Origin of the sequence: Halomonas ventosae, assembly GCF_004363555.1 — a bacterium.
GTDB lineage: Bacteria > Pseudomonadota > Gammaproteobacteria > Pseudomonadales > Halomonadaceae > Halomonas > Halomonas ventosae.
The window spans coordinates 49,672-67,718 of the sequence record NZ_SNZJ01000025.1 but is presented as its reverse complement, the minus strand read 5'-3'; the positions used below and the strand labels follow the sequence as shown (position 1 = coordinate 67,718).

Here is an 18,047-nt window from a genome sequence, read left to right as displayed (position 1 = left end):
CGTCGTGCCCGGCTTCTGATGAAGCGGCGGTCTCGCCGGCGCCCTGCGAGGAAGGCGTATTCTACGTGATCGGCTGTCGTTGTCAACCCTGCGAGGCGTTCCGAAGAAGCGAAGCGGGTGACCGAAACCTCATCTAGCCGAAGCGAAGCGAGTGCCGATAGAGCCCTCAGCGGGTCTCTGTCACGAGTGGCGAGCATTCTACCGAATGCGGCGAGCTCGTCAAGCGGGATTTTCTGAAACTGCTTCGAAAAAACCGAATGGAAACAAGCACTTCTACCACTTTCCACCGCCTGCAACGTGTGCCCGTCGCCGGCAGCGGATGCGTACTTTACGGATTTCCCCGGGGCCGCGCAAGGCCCTCGCGAAGAAAAATGTCACGGCGATGACGCCCCCGTGAACAGACGATGACGACCGGGCGGCTGGCAGGCCGTCCACGGCCCTGTCACGCCGACCGCCTGTGGATGACATGGCCCGCCGGCGGAGACGACGACGCCCGCGCGGGGCGGGCGTCGTGGGGATACTTGCCGACAGATGTCAGGCAATGGTCACCCGGGCATAGCGCTTCTTGCCAGCCTGGATCACATAGCTCTTCCCGGTCTCCAGCATATGGTCACGCTGGACAACGTCGCCATCCACCTTGACCCGCCCGTTACCGAGCATGTCCTTGGCCTGGGCACTGTTCTTGGTCAGCCCGGCACGGTTCAGTACCGCGGCGATGGGCGCCTGGGCGCTGCCCTCGAAATCGACCTCGACCTCGGGCAGGTCCTCGGGCAGTTCACCCTCGGCCAGCTGGTTACCGGCAGAGCGGTGGGCGTTGGCCGCCGCCGCATCGCCGTGGTAGCGGCCGATCAGCTCGCGGGCGAGGATCATCTTGATGTCGCGGGGATTGGCACCGGCCTCGGCATCGCGCTTGAGCGCCTCGATCTCCTCGTTGGGCTTGAGCGAGAGCAGCTCGAAGTAGCGCCACATCAGGCTGTCGGGCATCGAGACCAGCTTGTTGAACATCGCCCCCGGCGCCTCGTCGACCCCGACGTAGTTGCCCAGGGACTTGGACATCTTCTGCACGCCGTCCAGTCCCTCGAGCAGCGGCATGGTGATCACGACCTGGGGCGCCTGGCCGAAATGCTTCTGGATCTCGCGTCCCATCAAAAGGTTGAACTTCTGGTCGGTGCCGCCGAGCTCCACGTCGGCCTCCAGCGCCACGGAGTCATAGCCCTGCACCAGCGGATAGAGGAACTCGTGGATGGAGATCGGCTGACCCGCGCTGTAGCGCTTGTCAAAGTCGTCGCGCTCGAGCATGCGCGCCACGGTGCTCTGCCCCGCCAGCTCGATCATGTCGGCCGCGCTCATGGCGGAGAACCACTCGGCATTGAAGCGCACCTCGGTCTTCTCGGGGTCGAGGATCTTGAATACCTGCTCCTTGTAGGTCTGGGCGTTGGCCTTGACCTCCTCCTCGGTGAGCGGCTTGCGCGTCACGTTCTTGCCGGTGGGGTCCCCGATGCGGCCGGTGAAGTCGCCGATCAGGAAGATGACCTCGTGGCCCAGGTCCTGGAACTGGCGCATCTTGGTCAGCAGCACGCTGTGCCCCAGATGCAGGTCAGGCGCGGTGGGGTCGAAGCCCGCCTTGATGCGCAGCTTGCGCCCGGACTCCAGCTTCTTGACCAGCTCCTCCTCGAGCAGGATCTCGTGGGTGCCGCGCTTCAGCAGCGCCAGGGCGCCAGCAACATCGGTCATTGTCTCCTCTCCACTCAGCAGGCGGCCCGCGGCCCCGCGGGCACTCGGTAGTCGAATGGTCGGGGATGTTACCATGTCCGGTCATCCACGGTTGAGCCCGCCCGGGAGTCCCCATGAGCCTCTTCATCGGCCTGATGTCAGGCACCAGCCTCGACGGCATCGATGCCGCCCTCGTCGAGATCCGCGAGGACGGTGCACCCCGCCTGATCGCCACCCATGAGACGCCGATGCCCGAGGTGCTGCGCGACCTGCTGTGGCGGCTCTGCCATGCCGACCGGGTGGCCTTCAGCGAACTGGCGGCCGCCGAGGACGCCTTCTCCCGCCTGCAGGCCACAGCCGTCGAGGCACTGATCGCCTCGAGCGGCATGGAGAGAGATGCCATCACGGCCATCGGCAGCCATGGGCAGACCATCGAGCACGCCCCCGGGGGCCACGGCGGCGGCCCGGCCTATACGCTGCAGCTCGACAACCCCAGCCTGCTCGCCGAACTGACCGGTCGCCCGGTGGTGGGCGACTTCCGGCGTCGCGACCTGGCCGCCGGCGGCCAGGCCGCGCCCCTGGCGCCGGCCTTCCATGAGGCGCTGTTCCGGGCACCCGGCGAATGGCGCCTGGTGCTCAACCTCGGCGGCTTCGCCAACCTCACCCTGCTGCCGCCCGCGGAAGACGAACGGGCGCCGCTGGGCTTCGACACCGGCCCGGCCAATGCCCTGCTGGATGCCTGGCATGCCCGGCATCGCGGGGGACGCTTCGATGCTGACGGCGCCTGGGCGGCCTCGGGGCGGGTCGACGAGGCGCTGCTGGAGCGGCTGCTGGCGGAGCCCTTCTTCCACCTGCCGCCTCCACGCAGCACGGGCCGGGAACTCTTCCACCAGGAATGGCTGCAGGGACACCTTCGGGGCGGGGAGGCCCCGCAGGACGTCCAGGCCACCCTCGCCGAGCTGACCGCGGCCAGCGTGGCCCTCAGCGTGGGGATGGCCCGGGAGCGCCTCGATGCCCCGCCTGCCGCGGTGCTGGTGCCCTGCGGCGGCGGCGCCCGCAATCCGGACCTGCTGGCCCGCCTGGCCCGCCGGCTGCCGGAGACGCCGCTGCTCCCCGGGGAGGACTGGGGCTGGCCCGCCGAGTGGCTGGAGGCCGGCGCCTTCGCCTGGCTGGCGTGGCGGCGACTGGCCGGCCTGCCCGGCAGCCTGCCCTCGGTGACCGGCGCCGCCGGCCCCCGGGTGCTGGGCGGGGTCTACGCTTCCTAGAAGTCGTCCTCGCCGCGCAGCGAGAGGTGGCTGGCCGCCTCCCGGGCCCCGGCCACGCCCTCGCTGCTCTCGTCGCCATACTTGATCATCATGCGCAGGTCATTGGCCGAGTCGGCGTGCACCAGCGCCACCTCCTCGGTGATCTTGCCGGCCTTGAAGAGGTCGAAGAGCGCCTGGTCGAAGGTCTGCATGCCGAGATCCCGCGAGCGAGCCATAACGTTCTTGATCTCGGAGACCTCCCCCTTGCGCACCAGGTCGCCGATCAACGGCGACTTGAGCATGATCTCGATGGCCGGGCAGCGCCCGCCATCCACCGTGGGCAGCAGCTGCTGGGCGACGATGGCCCGCAGGTTGAGCGAGAGGTCGAGCCACACCTGGGAGTGTCGCTCGATGGGGAAGAAGTTGATGATCCGGTCCAACGCCTGGTTGGCGTTGTTGGCGTGCAGGGTCGCCAGGCAGAGGTGGCCGGTCTCGGCGAAGGTCAGGGCGTGCTCCATGGTCTCCCGGGTGCGCACCTCGCCGATCAGGATCACGTCCGGCGCCTGGCGCAGGGTGTTCTTCAGCGCCACCTCGAAGGATTCGGTGTCGATGCCGACCTCGCGCTGGTTGACGATCGCCTTGCGGTGCGGGTGCACGTACTCGATGGGATCCTCGACGCTGATGATGTGGCCGCCGAGGGTCTCGTTGCGCTGCTGGATCATCGACGCCAGGGTGGTCGACTTGCCGGTCCCGGTCCCCCCGACCACGAACACCAGGCCGCGCTTGTTGTTGGCCAGCTCGCCGAGCGTGGAGGGCAGCGACAGCTCCTCCAGATGAGGGATCTCGAAGCCGATGCGCCGGATCACCATGGCCATCTGGTTGCGCTGCTGGAAGGCACTGACGCGAAAACGCCCCTTGTCCTTGAGGCTCAGCGCGAAGTTGGCCTCGTGCTCGACGCGGAAGCGTTCCAGCACCGCATCGGGGATCGAGGCACCGACCAGTTCGGTGACCTGCGCCACGCTGAGCCCCTGGTCCCCCAGGGGGGTGAGCTGGCCGGCCATCTTCAGGGTCGGCGGCGCGTTCACCGAGATCAGCAGATCCGACGCCTCCTTCTGCACCATGATGTCCAGCAGCTGGTGGAGCCACTCTTTTGCCGTCATGTCCCTGCTCCTTGTTGTCGTTGTCGCGTCCTCAGCTCGCCAGCACGCCCTTGGCCTTCGCCTGGGCTTCCTCGCGCGCCACCATGTTGTCCGCCACCAGGCGCGCCAGCGAGGCATCCAGGGTCTGCATGCCCAGGTTGCCGCCGGTCTGGATCGCCGAGTAGATCTGCGCCACCTTGTCCTCGCGGATCAGGTTACGCACCGCCGCGGTGGCCACCAGGATCTCGTGGGCCGCCACCCGGCCGCCGCCCTGACGCTTGAGCAGAGCCTGGGAGATCACCGCCTGCAGTGACTCGGAGAGCATCGAGCGCACCATGGACTTCTCCTCGCCGGGAAAGACGTCGATGATCCGGTCGATGGTCTTGGCCGCGGAGGTGGTATGCAGGGTGCCGAACACGAGGTGGCCGGTCTCGGCCGCGGTCAGCGCCAGCCGGATCGTCTCCAGGTCGCGCAGCTCGCCGACCAGGATGATGTCCGGGTCCTCGCGCAGCGCACTGCGCAGCGCCGGGGCGAAGCCATGGGTATCGCGGTGCACCTCGCGCTGGTTGACCAGGCAGCGCTTGCTGCGGTGCACGAACTCCACCGGGTCCTCGATGGTGAGGATGTGCTCGAAGCGATTGTCGTTGATGTAGTCGATCATCGCCGCCAGCGTGGTGCTCTTGCCCGAGCCGGTGGGGCCGGTGACCAGCACCAGGCCGCGGGGCAGCATGGAGAGCTGGCGGAAGACCGGCCCCATGCCCAGGTCCTCCAGGGTCAGCACCTCGGTGGGGATGGTCCGGAACACCGCCCCGGCCCCGCGGGCCTGGTTGAAGACGTTGACACGGAAGCGCGAGACGCCCGGCACCTCGAAGGAGAAGTCGGTCTCGAAGAACTCCTCGTAGTCGCGGCGCTGGCGGTCCGCCATGATGTCGTAGATCAGCTTGCGGACCTCGCGGTCCTCCATGGCCGGCACGTTGAGCCGGCGGATGTCGCCATCGACGCGGATCATCGGCGGCAGGCCCGCCGAGAGGTGGAGGTCGGAGGCGTTCTGCTTTGCCGAGAATGCCAGCAGTTCGGTAATATCCATGCGTTTCCCCTGCTCCCGGGATAAGGTTCCCTTCAGTATGCCCAGTATGACAGACACTCAGACATGACGGACCTGGTACTTTCCGAGTCCCTGGCCGCCGCCCGCACCCGGCTCGCCGACGCGCTGAATGCCGCCGGCCGACCTGCCGATGGCGCCCGGCTGCTGGCCGTCAGCAAGACCAAGCCCGCCGCCATGATCCGCGAGGCCTGGCACCTGGGCCAACGCGAGTTCGGCGAGAACTATGTCCAGGAAGCCCTGGACAAGCAGGCCGAGCTGGCGGACCTGGACCCCATCGTCTGGCATTTCATCGGTCCGCTGCAATCCAACAAGACCCGCGACGTGGCCGGGCACTTCGCCTGGGTGCATAGCGTAGACCGTGAGAAGATCGCCCGGCGTCTGAACGATCAACGCCCCGCAGCGCTCGGCCCGCTGGACATCTGCCTGCAGGTCAACATCAGCGACGAGGCGAGCAAGTCCGGCGTCTCGCTCGAGGCGCTGCCCGCCCTGGCCGAGGCGGTCCAGGCGCTGCCCCAGCTGCGCCTGCGCGGGCTGATGGCGATCCCGGCGCCGGCCGAGGGACTGGAGGACCAGCGCGTGCCCTTCGCCCGCCTCCGCGAGGCCCTCGAGGCACTCCGCGAGCGCCTCCCCGGGGCGCCGCTGGATACCCTCTCGATGGGCATGACTGCCGACCTGGAGGCCGCCGTGCTCGAGGGGGCCACCCTGGTCCGCCTGGGCACCGCGATCTTCGGGGAACGCAGCGTACGAGAGTGACAACCACCCGATGCCGGTGAGCCACGCCGGCCTCATTCGTCGAACGACACAGGACAGACCCCATGGCCAGCAGAGTCACCTTCATCGGCGCCGGGAACATGGCCGGCGCCATCATCGGCGGGATGATCGAGAGCGGCTTCTCACCCGACGACATCACGGCTACCTCGCCCAGCGACGACATCCTCGCCCCGCTGCGCGAGCGGCTGGGCATCCAGACCGCGACCGACAACGCGACGGCCGTCGCCGAGTCGGACGTGGTGGTGCTGGCGGTCAAGCCGCAGATCATGCGCGAGGTCTGCGAGAAGATGCGCGATGCCGTCCAGGCACGCCGCCCGCTGATCGTCTCGGTGGCGGCGGGCCTGCCCGCCGAGACCCTGGAGCACTGGCTCGGCGGCGACCTGCCGCTAGTGCGCTGCATGCCCAACACCCCCGCACTGGTCGGTGCCGGGGCCGCCGGTCTCTATGCCAACGCCAGGGTCGACGAGGCCCAGCGCCGGCTCGCCACCGAGCTGATGGAGGCCGTGGGCCTGGTGGAGTGGGTCGACGACGAGGCCCTGCTCGATGCGGTCACGGCCGTCTCAGGCAGCGCCCCCGCCTACTTCTTCCTGATGTTCGAGGCCATGGAGGAGGCCGGCGCATCGCTGGGCCTGCCCGCCGACACCGCCCGGCGGCTGGCCATGCAGACCGCCCTGGGCGCGGCGAAGATGGCGCTCGCGAGCGACAAGCCGCCCGCCGAGCTCAAGCGCAACGTGATGTCGCCCGGCGGCACCACCGAGCGCGCCATCGAGCACCTCGAGGATGCCGGCCTGCGCCGCATCATGGCCGAGGCGATGACCGCCTGTGCCGACCGCGCCCGGGAGATGGCCGACGAGCTCGGCAAGCGCTGACCCGACAGCCCGCCACCCAGGCGGGCTGACACGACGACGATTCAAGGACACGGAGGAGCCCCGATGGGCAGCCAACTGGGAAGCGCCGGCCTGCTGCTGGTGAATACCCTGATCAACATCTACATCTTCCTGCTGATGCTGCGCTTCCTGCTGCAGGCATCCCGGGCCGACTACTACAACCCCATCAGCCAGTCAGTGGTGAAGGTCACCCAGCCGGCGGTACGCCCCTTCCAGGGCTTCCTGGGACCGGTGATGGGACGCTTCGACCTGGCCACCCTGGCCACGGCCTTCGTCATCAAGGCGGTCGCCATCATCGTGATCCTGCAGATCGCCGGCTTCGGCATGGCACCCATCGCCGGCGTGGCGATCGGTTCCGTGGCCGCCATCGCCAACGCCATCCTCAAGATCTACTTCTTCGCCCTGATCGTGATGATCATCCTCAGCTGGGTGGCCCCCCAGGCCAGCCATCCGGGGGCCCTGCTGGTGATGCAGCTGGTGGAGCCGATCATGGCGCCGGTGCGCAAGGTGATCCCGCCGCTGGGCATGATCGACCTCTCGCCCATCGTGGTGTTCATCGCCATCAGCCTGATCGATGGTATCGTGGTGGGCTCGCTGACCCGTGCCGCCGGCATCGCCGGTGCCCTGGTCGGCCTGTGAGGCCGGCCGACACCCACGACTGGACACGACACGACTGATGCCCGAGTTCCCCCGCGATTCGGTCGGCCTGGTGACGCCCGAGACGGCGCACTTCGACGACCCCCTGGCCCTGGCCTGCGGCAGGACGCTGCCGGCCTATGACCTGGTGTACGAGACCTACGGCACCCTCAACGCCGAGCGCTCCAATGCCATCCTGATCTGCCACGCCCTCTCCGGCCACCACCACGCGGCCGGCTACCACGCGACGGACGAGCGCAAGCCGGGCTGGTGGGATGCGCATATCGGCCCCGGCAAGTCGATCGACACCGAGCGCTTCTTCGTGGTCTCGCTGAACAACCTCGGCGGCTGCCACGGCAGCACCGGCCCCACCAGCGAGAACCCGGACACGGGGCACCAGTGGGGGCCCGAGTTCCCGATCATGACCGTGGAAGACTGGGTCCACAGCCAGGCGCGGCTGGCCGACCGGCTGGGCATCGAGCGCTTCGCCGCGGTGATCGGCGGCAGCCTGGGGGGCATGCAGGTGCTGCAGTGGACCCTCGCCTACCCCGAGCGCATCGCCAATGCGGTGGTCATCGCGGCGACGCCGAAGCTGTCGGCACAGAACATCGCCTTCAACGAGGTCGCCCGCCAGGCGATCCGCTCCGACCGCGACTTCCTTGAGGGCTGGTACGCCGACCATGACACGGCGCCGCGCCGCGGCCTCAAGCTCGCCCGCATGGTGGGCCACATCACCTACCTCTCCGAAGATGCCATGGGCAGCAAGTTCGGCCGCGACCTGCGCAGCAACGACCTCAACTTCGGCTACGACGTGGAGTTCCAGGTGGAATCCTACCTGCGCTACCAGGGCGACACCTTCTCCACCTCCTTCGACGCCAATACCTACCTGCTGATGACCAAGGCGCTGGACTACTTCGACCCGGCCGCGGCCCACGACGGCGACCTGGCCCGGGCCCTGGCACCCGCCGCCTGTCCCTTCCTGGTGGTCAGCTTCTCCACCGACTGGCGCTTCCCGCCGTCGCGCTCCAAGGAGCTGGTCAACGCCCTGATCCGCGCCGACAAGTCGGTCAGCTACGCCAACATCGACTCGCCCCACGGCCACGACGCCTTCCTGATGCCCGAGCCGCGCTACCAGGCGGTATTCGCCGCCTTCATGAACCGCGTCGCCCGCGACCAGGGCCTGGAGGACCGCCCATGATGCGCGCCGACCTCAAGCTGATTCACGACTGGGTCCCGCGGGGCGCGAGGGTCCTCGACCTGGGCTGTGGCGAGGGCACCCTGCTGGCGGCGCTGGCCCGCGACAAGCAGGTCACGGGCTATGGCCTGGAGATCGACCCCGACGGCATCACCGCCTGCCTGGCCAAGGGCGTCAACGTCATCGAGCAGAACCTCGACGAGGGGCTCGCCAACTTCGAGGACGACGCCTGCGACCTGGTGGTGATGACCCAGGCACTCCAGGCGCTGCGCCGCCCGGACCTGATGCTCGACGAGATGCTGCGCGTCGCCGGGGAGTGCATCATCACCTTCCCCAACTTCGCCTACTGGCGCCACCGCGCCTACCTGGGCTTCAAGGGCTACATGCCGGTGTCCCGGTCGCTGCCCCATGCCTGGTACGACACCCCCAACATCCACCTCTCGACCTTCAACGACTTTGAACGCCTGTGCCGCGACAAGGGTCTGAGCATTGTCGACCGGGCGGTGGGCATCGGTGACCACGAGGGACACTGGACCTCGCGGTGGTGGCCCAACCTGTTCGGCGAGATCGCCATCTTCCGGGTCGCCCGCCGCAGGGCGTGACGCCGGGGAGGCGCAGGCAAGACACCGGAGGAGGGAGAACCGACGATGATCCGACACAGCCTGGCGGCCCTGGCCATGGGCCTGGCGCTGCTGCTGACCCTGCCGGCCCAGGCCCAGCAGTACGAGCAGGTGGGGGACTACCAGATCCACTACAGCGCTGTGAACACCAGCTTCCTGCCGGAGGAGGTGGCCCGGGAGCACGGCATCCAGCGCAGCCAGGTGATGGCGCTGCTCAACGTCAGCGTGATGGAGGAACTCGAGGATGGCTCGACCCGCCCGGTCACGGCCTCGGTGGACGGGCGCATCGGCGGGCTAGACGGGGGCGACGCCACGCCGCTGTCGTTCCGCCCCCTGCGCATCGGCGACACGCCCTCCCAGGTGGCGGTGTTCCGCATCCACGAGGACGCGCCGATGCGCTTCGACCTTCGCGTGCGCTACGACCGCAATGCCGCCCCCGCCGAGGTCAGCTTCATCCAGCGCTTCTATATCGACCGCTGAACCTGGCAGCCTCTCGGCTCACTCGATGTCCACGGCCGGATCCAGCTCGCGGGTGAGCGAGACCGGCAGCGCCGGCCCCAGGCGGATCGCCAGCGGCACGCCGGCCTCACGGATCACCTCGCAGCGCCGCGCCAGCACCTCCACGCCAAGCCCCGCCACCTCGCGCAGGGTATCGGCATAGGCCGGGTCAAGGTGGGCCGCGGGGGCCACGTCCTCGATGCCCTCGTGGGCCACGCAGAAGAGCAGCACGGCGCGGTGCCCCCGGGCCGCCAGGGTGGCCAGCGCCTCGAGGTGCCGGCGACCCCGCACGCTCACCGCGTCGGGGAAGTAGCCATGGCCGTCGGCCTCCCTGAGGGTCACCTGCTTGACCTCGACGAAGGTGCTGCCGCGTTCGGGGTCGTCGAGGCGAAAGTCGAGCCTCGCCCCCTCCACCGACGCCTCGCGCCGGATAGTCGCATGGCCGGCCAGTTCCGCGACCCTCCCCGTGCGCAACGCCTCCTCGACGATGCGGTTGGCCCGTCCGGTATGCACCGAGGCTGCCGCCGTGGTGCCATCGGGCTGGGGCAGCTCGACCAGCTCCCAGGTCCAGGCCAGCTTGCGGGCCGGGTTGTCGCTGGGCGATAGCCAGACCCGGCAGCCCGGCACGTTCACCGCCCGCATGGAGCCGGTGTTGGGGCAGTGGGCCACCACCTCGCGGCCGTCATCGAGGCGCACGTCGGCCAGGAAGCGCTTGTAGCGACGCAGCAGGGTCCCGGGGGCCAGGGTCGGGTACTCCATCAGCGGCGCGCCAGGAAGCGCTCGAGGCGGCTCACGGCCTCCTCCAGCCGCGCCTCGCCGGTGGTGAAGGCGATCCGCACATGGTGCTCACCGCCGTGCAGGGCGAAGTCCGTCCCCGGGGTGATGGCGACGTTCTCCTCCTCGAGCAGCGCCCGGCAGAAGGCCTCGCTGTCGCGACTTACGCGCGAGATGTCGAGCCACAGGTAGAAGGCCCCCTGGGGCGGCAGCGACGGCGCCAGCCCCAGGCGGGAGAGTCCCGCCAGCAGGGCATCGCGGCGCCGTCCCAGTTCGCTGCGCCGGGCCTCGAGGAGGCCGTGGCACTCGGGCGTGAAGGCGGCAAGGGCCGCATGCTGGGCCGGCGTGGAGGCGGCGAGGAAGACGTTCTGGGCCAGCCGGGCGAGCGGCTCCACCGCCGCCTCGGGCGCCAGCAGCCAGCCCAGGCGCCAGCCGGTCATGCCGAAGTACTTGGAGAAGCTGTTGACCACGAAGGCATCGGCGTTGAGCGAGGCCACCGAGAGCGGCTCGAGATCAAAACAGAGTCCCTGGTAGATCTCGTCCACCAGCAGGTGGCCGCCACGCGCCGCCACCGTCTCGGCCACCGCCGCGAGCTGCCCGGCATCGAGCATATGGCCGGTGGGGTTCGAGGGCGTGGCGAGCATGGCCAGGCGGGTAGTGTCGCGCCAGTGGGCCTCGACGAGCCCGGCATCCAGCTGCCAGGCGCTTTCCGGGCCCACCGGCACGGCGTCCACCTCGGCGCCGGCCAGGGCCATGAAGTGGCGGTTGCAGGGGTAGTTGGGATCGGCCATCAGCACCCGGTCACCGGGGCCTGCCAGCAGCTGGCTGGCCAGCAGCAGCGCCCCGGAAGCGCCGGGCGTGACCAGGATGCGCCTGGGGTCGACGACGGCACCGAAGTGCTCGGCATAGTGGCCGGCGATTGCCTCGCGCAGTGCCGGCAGCCCCGCCGCCGGGGTATAGCGGGTGTGGCCGGCCGACAGCGCGGCACGGCCGGCCTCGACCACCGGCTCGGGGGTCGGGAAATCGGGCTCGCCCACCTCCAGGTGGATGACATCGTGCCCGGCGGCCTCACGGGCCTGGGCCGTCTCCAGCAGGCTCATCACGCGGAAGGGGGCGATGCGCTCGACGCGCGGATTCCAGGCCATGCACGGCTCCTCTCGACATGTCACGGCACGACGGGCATCTTTCCCGCGGCCGGGAGTCAAAACCGGCATCTTACGACTTTTGGCGTGCCGGCGCAGTCCCGGCGGTGGAAGAGGTTGCACGGCCGCGCTTTTTACGCTAAACAAGCACCCCTTTGGCGTGAGATACCATGCATCACGGCGGGTATTGATCAGTAGTCACTCAAGTAACGAGGCAGTCCCATGCCAGTAGCAGAAAAGAAGATGGATGCTCCCAAGAAATTCACCCCGTACGAGCCGGCGCCGGGTGAAGAGTACATGAACGACAAGCAGCTGGAGCACTTCCGACAGATCCTGCTGGGCTGGAAACAGGAGCTCATGGAAGAGGTCGACCGCACCGTGCGCCATCTGCAGGAGGAGGCGAACAACTACGCCGACCCCGCCGACCGCGCCACCCAGGAAGAGGGCTTCAACCTGGAGCTGCGGACCCGCGATCGCGAGCGCAAGCTGCTCAAGAAGATCAACGAGACCCTCGAGAAGATCGACGAGGACGACTACGGCTTCTGCGAGGCCTGTGGCGTCGAGATCGGTATCCGCCGCCTCGAGGCACGGCCCACCGCCACCCTCTGCGTGGACTGCAAGACCCTGGCCGAGCTCAAGGAAAAGCAGCTGGGCGGCTGAGGTGGCCATGCCGGTCTCCGCTGTCCCACCCCGCGACGGGCACCCCAGGGTGCCCGTTTGCATGTCGGCCCGGCGCAACGGGGGGAGCCGGTGAGCGCCTACCGTGGACGCTTCGCGCCGACCCCCTCGGGGCCCCTGCACTTCGGCTCCCTGGTGGCGGCCCTGGCCAGCTTCCTGGATGCCCGCCGGGCAGGCGGCGAGTGGCGGCTGCGCATCGAGGACATCGACCCGCCGCGCTGCCCCGCCGGGGCCGCCGATACGATCCTGCGCCAGCTCGAGGCCTTCGGCCTGCACTGGGATGGCCCGGTCACCTGGCAGCACGACCACGATGACGCCTACGGCGCCGCGCTGGAGCGACTCAAGGGCCTGGGGCTCGCCTATCCCTGCAGCTGCTCGCGACGGCAGTGGCGTGACTATCGCGTCTACCCCGGCTGGTGTCGGGACGGGGTGCGCGAACCCGGCAAGCCGGTGGCCTGGCGACTGCGCAGCCACCTGGGCCTGCGCCCGGTGGTCTGGCAGGACCGGCTGTTCGGCGAGCAGCGCTTCGACCCGGCCGAGCTCGGCGACGTGGTGCTCCAGCGCAAGGACGGCCTGTGGGCCTACCAGCTCGCCGTGGTGGTCGACGACGCCGACCAGGGCATCAGCGACGTGGTGCGCGGCTTCGACCTGCTCGACAACACCCCCTGGCAGCGCCAGCTGCAGCACGCCCTGGGCTACCCCGAACCGCGCTACCTGCACCTGCCGTTGATCATCGGCGAGGACGGCCAGAAGCTCTCCAAGCAGAACCTCGCGCCGGCCCTGCCGGAGCAGGACGATGCGGTGCGCCCGCTGCTGCACGCGGCCCTGGCGGCACTGGACCAGGCCCCGCCCCGCCCCCTTGCCACGGCACCGGTGGCGGAGCAGCTGCGCTGGGCCGTCGGGCACTGGGAGATCGCCCGACTGCGCGCCGAGGCCCACCGCCAGGCCGGCAGCCTCGCGCCCTGAGAGGAGCCCGCCATGTACGTCTATCGCATCATGCTGTTCCTGGTCTTCGGCGGCTACCTGCTCTCGCCGCTGCTGATGAGCGGCTGGGCCAGCCCCGAGGTGGCCTGGTATCGCCCCTTCGTCATCTGGGGGGTGCTGATCGCCCTGACCCTGTGGCTGGAGCAGAAGAGGAAGCTCGATGAACGCTAGCCTCGGCGGCCTGCTGGCCCTCGGCAGCGGCTACCTGCTGCTGCTGTTCCTCGTTGCCCTGGCGGTGGAGCGGCACTGGATTCCCACGCGCATCGCCCGCCACCCGGCGGTCTACACCCTGGCGCTGGGGGTCTACGCCAGCGCCTGGGCGATCTACGGCAGCCTGGAGCTGGCCGGCAATGCCGGCTACGGCTACCTCGCCTACTACCTGGGGGTGGCGGGCGCCTTCCTGCTCGCCCCGGTCCTGCTGGTGCCGATCCAGCGCATGACCCGCACCTACCAGCTGGCCTCGCTGGCCGACCTCTTCGCCTTCCGCTTCCGCTCGCGCTGGGTCGGCACCCTGATCACCCTGGTCAGCCTGCTGGCCGTGCTGCCGCTACTGGCCCTCCAGGTGCAGACCCTGGGCGACACCATCTACCTGATGACTGGCACCGCCTCGCCGGCCCTGCTGGCCCTGCTGTTCAGCGCGCTGATCGCGCTGTTCGCCATCCTCTTCGGCGCCCGCCATACCCGGCTCCACGCCCGTCATGACACCCTGCTCGCGGTCATCGCCCTGGAGTCGCTGGTCAAGCTCGTCGCCATGCTGGCCCTGGGGGCCTTCGCGCTGTTCGTGGTCTTCGATGGCCCCGCGGACCTCCAGGCCTGGCTGGACGGCCCCGGGCGTGCGGCCCAGGCGCGGGTCGCCCACCTCGACCCCGCCCAGTGGCGCACCCTGCTGCTGCTGTTCTTCGCCGCGGCCTTCCTGATGCCGCACATGTTCCACATCACCTTCGCCGAGACCCTCTCGCGGCGCACCCTCCTCCAGGCCGCCTGGACGCTGCCGCTGTTCCTGCTGCTGATGGCGCTGCCGGTGCCGCTGATCCTGTGGGCCGCCCAGCGCCTGGGGGTCGATGCCGGCGGGCTCGGCACCGCCTACCTGGCCTATGGGCTCTCCGAATCGCTGTGGCTCCAGGGGCTGGTGTTCATCGCCGGCCTGGCCGCCACCAGCGGCACCATGGTCATCATCTCCCTGGCGCTGTCGGGGATGATCCTCAACCACCTGGTACTGGTCGCCCACCCCCCGGTGGACCAGCCGGACCTCTATCGCTGGCTGCGCTGGCTACGTCGCGCCCTGATCGTGGCGGTGATCCTCGGCGGCTGGCTCTTCTACCGCCTGGTGGGGGTGAACCACGACCTCACCACCCTGGGGCTGGCCGCCTTCATCGGCATGGCCCAGTGCCTGCCGGGCATGCTGGCGCTGCTCTACTGGCCGGGCGCCAACCGCAAGGGCATGGTCAGCGGGCTGACGGCGGGCGTGCTGGTGTGGCTCGCCGGCACCTGGGTGCCCCTGCTGAGCGATGTTCCGGCCCTGGTGCTGCTGCCGCCTGGCCTCGAGGCACTGGCCGGCGAGCCGGTCTGGTACGTGGTGACCCTGGTCTCGCTGGCGGCCAACATCCTGACCCTCATCCTGGTCTCGCTGCTCACGCCCACCTCCGCCGGCGAGCGGGCCGCGGCCGAGGCCTGCTCGGTGGATGCGGTGATCCGTCCCAAGCGCCTGCCGCTGGTGGCCGGCAACGGCGCGGAGTTCAAGCACCACCTGGCCCGCGCCCTCGGCGAGGAGGTCGCCGGGCGCGAGGTCGACCGCGCCCTCACCGACCTGGGCCTGTCACCGCTGGATGGCCGCCCCTATGCCCTGCGCCGGCTGCGCGACCGCATCCAGGCCAACCTCTCGGGGCTGATGGGCCCCTCGGTGGCCCAGGACATCGTCGACCGCCACCTGCCCTATCGCCGCGGCGGCCTGGAGCCCAACGACGATATCCACTTCGTCGAGAGCCGCCTGGAGGCCTATCGCACCCGGCTGACCGGCCTCGCCCGTGAGCTCGACGGCCTGCGCCGCTACCACCGCCGTATCCTCACCCGGCTGCCGGTGGGACTGTGCGCCTTCGGCGTCGACGACGAATTGCTGATGTGGAACGACGCCCTCGCCGAGCTCTCCGGAATCGATGGCAACAGCGTGGTCGGCTCGCGCCGCGATGGCCTGCCGCCCCCCTGGAGGGACCTGCTGGGACGCGTGCTCCTCGAGCATCACGACCACCTCTACAAGCAGCCGGTGACGCTTGCCGGCACCACCCGCTACCTGAGCCTGCACAAGGCCGAGCTGGAGGCCGACGAGGAGATGCGCGGCGGCACCGTGGTCCTGGTGGAGGACCACAGCGAGATGAAGTGGCTGGAGGACGAGCTGGTGCATGCCGCCCGACTGGCCTCCATCGGCCAGCTGGCGGCGGGCGTGGCCCACGAGATCGGCAACCCCGTCACCGGCATCTCCTCGCTGGCCCAGAACCTGCGCTACGACACCGACGACCCGGAGGTGCTGGAGACCGCCACCCAGATCCAGCAGCTCACCGACCGCATCTCGCGCATCGTCGAGTCGCTGGTGGGCTTCGCCCACGGCGGCCGCCACGTGACCGGCCATCCCTTCGCCCCGGTGTCGTTGGCCACCCTGACCGACGAGGCCCTGCACTTGATCCACCTGGCCCGCTCGGGGGAGGATATCCGCTACCACAACCGTTGCCCGGCGGGCCTCGAGGTCAAGGGCGATGCCCAGCGGCTGCTGCAGGTGATGGTCAACCTGCTCGGCAATGCCCGCGACGCCAGCACCCCGGGCGGCGAGGTGGTCATCGATGCCGCCCCCGAGAGTGAGTGGCTTCACGTCACCGTCACCGACCAGGGCCACGGCATCGACGAGCGGGTGCGCGACCACCTGTTCGAGCCCTTCACCACCACCAAGCCCCCCGGCGAAGGCACGGGACTCGGCCTGCCGTTGGTCTACAGCATCATTGCCGAGCACGGCGGCCAGATCGATATCGACTCCCCGCCCCCCGGGCAGGCCAAGGGCACCCGCATCCACTTGTGGCTGCCCCTCAACCCAGAGCATGGTGAACGCACCGATGAGCCGGATCCTGATCGTTGAAGACGAAGCCATCATCCGCAGCGCCCTGAAGCGGCTGCTGGAGCGCCACGACCACCGGGTCAGCGAGGCCGGCTCGGTGGCCGAGGCCCTGGCGCTCGAGCCCCAGGGCTTCGACCTGGTGATCAGCGACCTGCGCCTGCCCGGCGAGCCCGGCACCGAACTGATCGCCCGCGCCGCCCCGGTGCCGGTGCTGATCATGACCAGCTATGCCAGCATGCGCTCCGCGGTGGAGGCGCTGAAGCTCGGGGCCGTGGACTATGTGGCCAAGCCCTTCGACCATGACGAGCTGCTCGAGACCGTGGCCCGGGTCCTGCACCGCCAGGCCTCGCAGCAGGGCGAGCCGCCCGACATTGCCGAGCCTGGCGGTACCCGCCAGCCGATGATCGGCAACTGCCCCGCCATGCAGGTGGTCTACACGCGCATTCGCAAGGCGGCGCCGGCCGACGTCACCGTGCTGATCCAGGGCGAGTCGGGCACCGGCAAGGAGCTGGTCGCCCGCGCCCTGCACCAGCAGAGCCGCCGCGCCCAGGCGCCGCTGGTCTGCGTCAACTGCGCCGCCATCCCCGAGACGCTGATCGAGTCGGAGCTGTTCGGGCACGAGAAGGGCGCCTTCACGGGGGCCAGTGCCGCGCGTACCGGCCTGGTCGAGGCCGCCGATGGCGGCACCCTCTTCCTCGACGAGATCGGCGAGCTCCCGCTCGACGCCCAGGCGCGCCTGCTGCGGGTGCTGCAGGAGGGCGAGATCCGAAAGATCGGCTCGGTGGAGACCCGGCATGTCGACGTGCGCCTGATCGCCGCCACCCACCGCGACCTGCAGAGCCTGTCGAAGACCGGCGAGTTCCGCCTCGATCTCTACTATCGCCTCAACGTGATGCAGATCGACCTGCCGGCCCTGCGCGAGCGCGAGGACGACATCCTCGAGATCGCCGATGTCCTGTTGGAGAAGGCCTGCCGGCGCCACGAGCGCGACGGGCTGCGCCTCTCGCGGGCCGCCCGGCGCACCATCCGCGACTACCCCTGGCCCGGCAACGTGCGCGAGCTGGAGAATGCCCTGGAGCGCGGCGTGATCCTCGCCGAGGGCCACCTCATCCATCCCGACGACCTGGGGCTCGCGCCGGCGACCCCGCTGCCGAGCAAGCCTGCACCACCGGCGCCGGCCCTCGCCGGCCAGGCGGAGCCGGAGAGCGGCGAGGACGAGGACCTCTCCCTGGAGGACTACTTCCAGCACTTCGTGCTGGAGCACCAGGACCAGATGAGCGAGACCGAACTCGCCCAGAAGCTCGGCATCAGCCGCAAGTGCCTGTGGGAGCGTCGCCAGCGCCTGGGCATCCCCCGCAAGAAGAGCCCACGCCGCAGCACGGGCTGAGGCGGCTGGCCATGCGACCATAGTGCAAGGCCTCGCGGCATCGTCCTCGGGCCTGCCCTCCCTCCTTCCCGACACCCCTTCCGCACCATTTGTTACCTTCCCACACAGCCCGTGCCCCACAACGGGGCAGATCGGGTAACACTCCACCCCCTCACCCAGGCGTGAACTTTTCCG

The 18,047-nt window shown here is 69.5% G+C and carries 17 protein-coding genes; 12 read left to right on the top strand and 5 right to left on the bottom strand.

The window, feature by feature from the left end; translation table 11 throughout:
• Positions 1 to 534 precede the first annotated feature (534 nt).
• A complete protein-coding gene (gene tyrS / locus DFP85_RS17375) occupies positions 535 to 1,734 on the bottom strand; it encodes a tyrosine--tRNA ligase (protein ID WP_133637681.1) in 1,200 nt (399 codons plus the stop codon).
• Between the two features lie 113 nt (positions 1,735 to 1,847).
• Between tyrS and DFP85_RS17370 the strand changes: the two genes are divergently transcribed.
• Positions 1,848 to 2,978 (top strand): anhydro-N-acetylmuramic acid kinase, encoded by a 1,131-nt coding sequence (locus DFP85_RS17370; protein ID WP_133637680.1) that lies wholly within the window; start codon positions 1,848 to 1,850, stop codon positions 2,976 to 2,978.
• Here DFP85_RS17370 and DFP85_RS17365 read toward each other — a convergent pair.
• Complete coding sequence (locus DFP85_RS17365) at positions 2,975 to 4,117, bottom strand: PilT/PilU family type 4a pilus ATPase (RefSeq protein ID WP_133637679.1); 1,143 nt, start codon at positions 4,115 to 4,117, stop codon at positions 2,975 to 2,977. The two genes, DFP85_RS17370 and DFP85_RS17365, sit on opposite strands and share 4 nt — an antisense overlap.
• A gap of 31 nt (positions 4,118 to 4,148) precedes the next feature.
• Positions 4,149 to 5,183, bottom strand: a complete 1,035-nt coding sequence (locus tag DFP85_RS17360; protein WP_106232253.1) for a type IV pilus twitching motility protein PilT — start codon at positions 5,181 to 5,183, stop codon at positions 4,149 to 4,151.
• 63 nt (positions 5,184 to 5,246) lie between these two features.
• Between DFP85_RS17360 and DFP85_RS17355 the strand changes: the two genes are divergently transcribed.
• The 6 genes from DFP85_RS17355 (at position 5,247) to DFP85_RS17330 (ending at position 9,790) form a co-directional block, all read left to right on the top strand.
• Positions 5,247 to 5,954: a YggS family pyridoxal phosphate-dependent enzyme gene (locus DFP85_RS17355; RefSeq protein ID WP_133637678.1), complete on the top strand. Its 708-nt coding sequence runs from the start codon at positions 5,247 to 5,249 to the stop codon at positions 5,952 to 5,954.
• 62 nt (positions 5,955 to 6,016) lie between these two features.
• On the top strand, positions 6,017 to 6,841 hold the full coding sequence (proC, locus tag DFP85_RS17350) for a pyrroline-5-carboxylate reductase (RefSeq protein WP_133637677.1): 825 nt from the start codon (positions 6,017 to 6,019) through the stop codon (positions 6,839 to 6,841).
• A gap of 63 nt (positions 6,842 to 6,904) precedes the next feature.
• Positions 6,905 to 7,498: a YggT family protein gene (locus DFP85_RS17345; RefSeq protein WP_133637676.1), complete on the top strand. Its 594-nt coding sequence runs from the start codon at positions 6,905 to 6,907 to the stop codon at positions 7,496 to 7,498.
• 37 nt (positions 7,499 to 7,535) lie between these two features.
• A complete protein-coding gene (metX, locus tag DFP85_RS17340) occupies positions 7,536 to 8,693 on the top strand; it encodes a homoserine O-succinyltransferase MetX (RefSeq protein ID WP_133637675.1) in 1,158 nt (385 codons plus the stop codon).
• Entirely contained in the window at positions 8,693 to 9,292 is a 600-nt protein-coding gene (metW, locus tag DFP85_RS17335) for a methionine biosynthesis protein MetW (RefSeq protein WP_133637685.1), read from the top strand. Before metX ends, metW begins: the two co-directional genes overlap by 1 nt.
• 45 nt (positions 9,293 to 9,337) lie before the next feature.
• Positions 9,338 to 9,790, top strand: coding sequence for a DUF4426 domain-containing protein (locus tag DFP85_RS17330; protein WP_133637674.1), 453 nt, complete (start codon positions 9,338 to 9,340; stop codon positions 9,788 to 9,790).
• Between the two features lie 18 nt (positions 9,791 to 9,808).
• On the opposite strand, the gene sfsA is transcribed toward DFP85_RS17330, so the two are convergent.
• Both sfsA and DFP85_RS17320 read right to left on the bottom strand, forming a co-directional pair.
• Positions 9,809 to 10,567 carry a DNA/RNA nuclease SfsA gene (gene sfsA, locus DFP85_RS17325; RefSeq protein ID WP_133637673.1) on the bottom strand — a complete coding sequence of 253 codons (759 nt, stop codon included), beginning with the start codon at positions 10,565 to 10,567 and terminating at the stop codon, positions 9,809 to 9,811.
• Positions 10,567 to 11,727 (bottom strand): pyridoxal phosphate-dependent aminotransferase, encoded by a 1,161-nt coding sequence (locus tag DFP85_RS17320; protein WP_133637672.1) that lies wholly within the window; start codon positions 11,725 to 11,727, stop codon positions 10,567 to 10,569. The genes sfsA and DFP85_RS17320 overlap by 1 nt, the downstream gene beginning before the upstream one ends.
• A gap of 219 nt (positions 11,728 to 11,946) precedes the next feature.
• Here DFP85_RS17320 and dksA point away from each other — a divergent pair, with 219 nt between their 5' ends.
• From dksA to DFP85_RS17300, 5 genes are all read left to right on the top strand, one after another.
• Positions 11,947 to 12,384: an RNA polymerase-binding protein DksA gene (dksA, locus tag DFP85_RS17315; protein WP_106232261.1), complete on the top strand. Its 438-nt coding sequence runs from the start codon at positions 11,947 to 11,949 to the stop codon at positions 12,382 to 12,384.
• Positions 12,385 to 12,474: 90 nt separating this feature from the next.
• Entirely contained in the window at positions 12,475 to 13,368 is an 894-nt protein-coding gene (gene gluQRS, locus DFP85_RS17310) for a tRNA glutamyl-Q(34) synthetase GluQRS (protein WP_133637671.1), read from the top strand.
• 12 nt (positions 13,369 to 13,380) lie between these two features.
• On the top strand, positions 13,381 to 13,557 hold the full coding sequence (locus tag DFP85_RS18945) for a hypothetical protein (RefSeq protein ID WP_166644658.1): 177 nt from the start codon (positions 13,381 to 13,383) through the stop codon (positions 13,555 to 13,557).
• Positions 13,547 to 16,507: an ATP-binding protein gene (locus DFP85_RS17305; RefSeq protein ID WP_133637670.1), complete on the top strand. Its 2,961-nt coding sequence runs from the start codon at positions 13,547 to 13,549 to the stop codon at positions 16,505 to 16,507. Before DFP85_RS18945 ends, DFP85_RS17305 begins: the two co-directional genes overlap by 11 nt.
• Positions 16,485 to 17,873 carry a sigma-54-dependent transcriptional regulator gene (locus tag DFP85_RS17300; protein WP_133637669.1) on the top strand — a complete coding sequence of 463 codons (1,389 nt, stop codon included), beginning with the start codon at positions 16,485 to 16,487 and terminating at the stop codon, positions 17,871 to 17,873. The genes DFP85_RS17305 and DFP85_RS17300 overlap by 23 nt, the downstream gene beginning before the upstream one ends.
• Positions 17,874 to 18,047 lie beyond the last annotated feature (174 nt).

Bases quoted from the DNA above. Each gene is read 5' to 3' on its own strand.
- tyrS (WP_133637681.1), bottom strand. From the start codon at position 1,734: ATGACCGATGTTGCTGGCGCCCTGGCGCTGCTGAAGCGCGGCACCCAC.
- DFP85_RS17370 (WP_133637680.1), top strand. From the start codon at position 1,848: ATGAGCCTCTTCATCGGCCTGATGTCAGGCACCAGCCTCGACGGCATC.
- DFP85_RS17365 (WP_133637679.1), bottom strand. From the start codon at position 4,117: ATGACGGCAAAAGAGTGGCTCCACCAGCTGCTGGACATCATGGTGCAG.
- DFP85_RS17360 (WP_106232253.1), bottom strand. From the start codon at position 5,183: ATGGATATTACCGAACTGCTGGCATTCTCGGCAAAGCAGAACGCCTCC.
- DFP85_RS17355 (WP_133637678.1), top strand. From the start codon at position 5,247: ATGACGGACCTGGTACTTTCCGAGTCCCTGGCCGCCGCCCGCACCCGG.
- proC (WP_133637677.1), top strand. From the start codon at position 6,017: ATGGCCAGCAGAGTCACCTTCATCGGCGCCGGGAACATGGCCGGCGCC.
- DFP85_RS17345 (WP_133637676.1), top strand. From the start codon at position 6,905: ATGGGCAGCCAACTGGGAAGCGCCGGCCTGCTGCTGGTGAATACCCTG.
- metX (WP_133637675.1), top strand. From the start codon at position 7,536: ATGCCCGAGTTCCCCCGCGATTCGGTCGGCCTGGTGACGCCCGAGACG.
- metW (WP_133637685.1), top strand. From the start codon at position 8,693: ATGCGCGCCGACCTCAAGCTGATTCACGACTGGGTCCCGCGGGGCGCG.
- DFP85_RS17330 (WP_133637674.1), top strand. From the start codon at position 9,338: ATGATCCGACACAGCCTGGCGGCCCTGGCCATGGGCCTGGCGCTGCTG.
- sfsA (WP_133637673.1), bottom strand. From the start codon at position 10,567: ATGGAGTACCCGACCCTGGCCCCCGGGACCCTGCTGCGTCGCTACAAG.
- DFP85_RS17320 (WP_133637672.1), bottom strand. From the start codon at position 11,727: ATGGCCTGGAATCCGCGCGTCGAGCGCATCGCCCCCTTCCGCGTGATG.
- dksA (WP_106232261.1), top strand. From the start codon at position 11,947: ATGCCAGTAGCAGAAAAGAAGATGGATGCTCCCAAGAAATTCACCCCG.
- DFP85_RS18945 (WP_166644658.1), top strand. From the start codon at position 13,381: ATGTACGTCTATCGCATCATGCTGTTCCTGGTCTTCGGCGGCTACCTG.
- DFP85_RS17305 (WP_133637670.1), top strand. From the start codon at position 13,547: ATGAACGCTAGCCTCGGCGGCCTGCTGGCCCTCGGCAGCGGCTACCTG.
- DFP85_RS17300 (WP_133637669.1), top strand. From the start codon at position 16,485: ATGAGCCGGATCCTGATCGTTGAAGACGAAGCCATCATCCGCAGCGCC.